This window comes from Nocardioides sp., from assembly GCF_034670285.1.
Taxonomy (GTDB): Bacteria; Actinomycetota; Actinomycetes; order Propionibacteriales; family Nocardioidaceae; genus Nocardioides.
The window spans coordinates 1-2230 of record NZ_JAXMNS010000509.1; the positions used below are offsets into that span (position 1 = coordinate 1).

Annotated in this window: 2 protein-coding genes; both read left to right on the top strand. The window is 67.4% G+C overall.

The window, feature by feature from the left end; translation table 11 throughout:
• The coding region (secD, locus tag VOI19_RS18360; RefSeq protein WP_323794385.1) for a protein translocase subunit SecD at positions 1-1260 on the top strand (1260 nt) is incomplete at its 5' end.
• The coding region (secF, locus tag VOI19_RS18365; protein WP_323794386.1) for a protein translocase subunit SecF at positions 1260-2230 on the top strand (971 nt) is incomplete at its 3' end. The genes secD and secF, both read left to right, overlap by 1 nt.

Here is a 2230-nt window from a genome sequence, read left to right on the forward strand (position 1 = left end):
GAGGAGTCGACCGAGGACCCCACGGACGAGTCCACCGATGATTCCACCGACGAGCCGGCGGACCCCCAGGACTTCGACAACAACGCCGTCGGCACGCTCGAGGAGGGCATCGCGTTCATCCGCGGTGGCTACACCCAGGAGGACGTCGACCTCTTCAACTCCTACGTCTGTGACGAGCAGGGCAACCTGCTCGACGCCGAGACCGGTGAGATCGCGAACCTCCCGGACGACCCGACCAAGCCCCTCGTGGCCTGCTCGCCGCCCGAGGAGGGCACGTCCGACACCAACCCGGGCCAGCCCGCCATCAAGTACCTGCTCTCCAAGGCGATCATCCAGGGCACCGACCTCGATGACGCCGGCTACGGCATCCCGCAGGGCCAGGTCGGCTACGCCGTCACCCTGGACATCGGCGGCGAGGGCCGCTCGGTCTTCGCAGCCGCCTCCAACCCGGTGGGTGGACTGGTCACCGACCAGGAGCAGTTCGCGATCGTGCTCGACGGCCAGGTCATCTCCGCGCCGACCTTCCAGTCGCGCATCCCCGACGGCTCGGCCCAGATCAGCGGCAACTTCTCCGAGGCCCAGGCCGAGAGCCTGTCGACCAGCCTCAAGTACGGCGCCCTGCCGATCTCCTTCCAGGAGCCGAGCATCGACACCATCGGGCCCTCGCTGGCCGGTGACCAGCTGCGCGCGGGCCTCACGGCCGGTGCCCTCGGACTGGCGCTCGTGATGCTCTACTGCCTGTTCTACTACCGCGGGCTCGGGATCGTCGTCGTCGCCTCGCTCGGCGTGGCCGGTGCCATCACCTACTCGATGGTGCTCCTGCTCAGCGAGACGGCCGGCTTCACGCTCACGCTGCCCGGTGTCGCCGGACTCATCATCGCGGTGGGTATCACCGCGGACTCCTTCATCATCCTCTTCGAACGCATCCGAGACGAGATGCGAGACGGGAAGTCGATGCGGGTCGCGGTCGAGTCGGCCTGGACCCGGGCGCGCAACACCTGCCTGGCCGCTGACGCGGTCTCGCTCATCGCGGCGCTGGTGCTCTACCTGTTCGCCTCCGGTGTCGTGAAGGGCTTCGCCTTCGCGCTGGGTCTCACCACGCTCATCGACCTCGTCGTCTTCTTCTACTTCACCAAGCCGATGGTGTCCTACCTGGCCCACTACAAGTTCTTCAACAAGGGGCACCGCCTCTCGGGCCTGAGCGCAGCGACGCTCGGCACCGACATGGCGCCGGCCGTGCCCGCGGGAGGTAAGGCCTGATGGGCAAGTTCTCACGGCTCGGAAACGACCTCTACTCGGGTCGCCGTTCCTACGACTTCATCGGCCGTCGGATGTTGTTCTACGTCATCTCGGCGATCCTCGTGCTCGGCGCCGGCGGCCTTCTCGTCGGCAAGGGCCTCAACTACGGCATCGAGTTCACCGGCGGCACGCAGTTCGCAGTCAACCTGCCTGCTGACGAGGTGACGCAGGAGAACGCCGAGGCGCTGCGCGAGACCGTGGCCGCCGCCGGCTTCGAGACGGGCGAGCCGATCGTCACGACCGAGGGCACCAGCCGCCTCATCGTGCAGGTCCAGGAGCTCGGCCAGGCCGACACCGACTCCCTCATCGAGGTGATCGCCGAGGACCGCGGCGTCGCCCCCGATGCGGCCAGCACCGACATCAGCGTGACCGACATCGGAGCCAGCCTCGGTGCCGAGCTGGCGCAGCGTGCCGTCATCGGCGTCGTGGCGTTCCTGTTCTTCGTCGTGCTCTTCATCTGGGCCTACTCGCGGGAGTGGAAGATGTCGGTGGCCGCACTGGCTGCCCTGTTCCACGACATCATCCTCACGGCCGGCATCTACGCGCTGTCGGGCTTCGCGGTCACGCCGGCCGCGGTGACAGGCTTCCTCGCGATCCTGGCCTTCTCGCTCTACGACACCGTGGTCGTCTTCGACAAGGTGCGAGAGAACACCACGAACCTCCGTTCGCGGCGCTCGACGTATGCCGAGGCCGCCAACCTCGCGGTCAACCAGACGCTGGTGCGCTCGGTCAACACCTCGCTCGTGGCACTCATCCCGATCGGCGCGATCCTCTACGTCAGCGCGATCCAGCTCGGATCGAGCTCGCTGCAGGACCTCGCGCTGGTGCAGTTCGTCGGCATGGGCGTCGGGGTCTACTCCTCGGTCTTCCTCGCGCCGCGCTTCCTGGTGCACCTGAAGTCCAACGAGGACGACGTCAAGCTGGCCGAGAA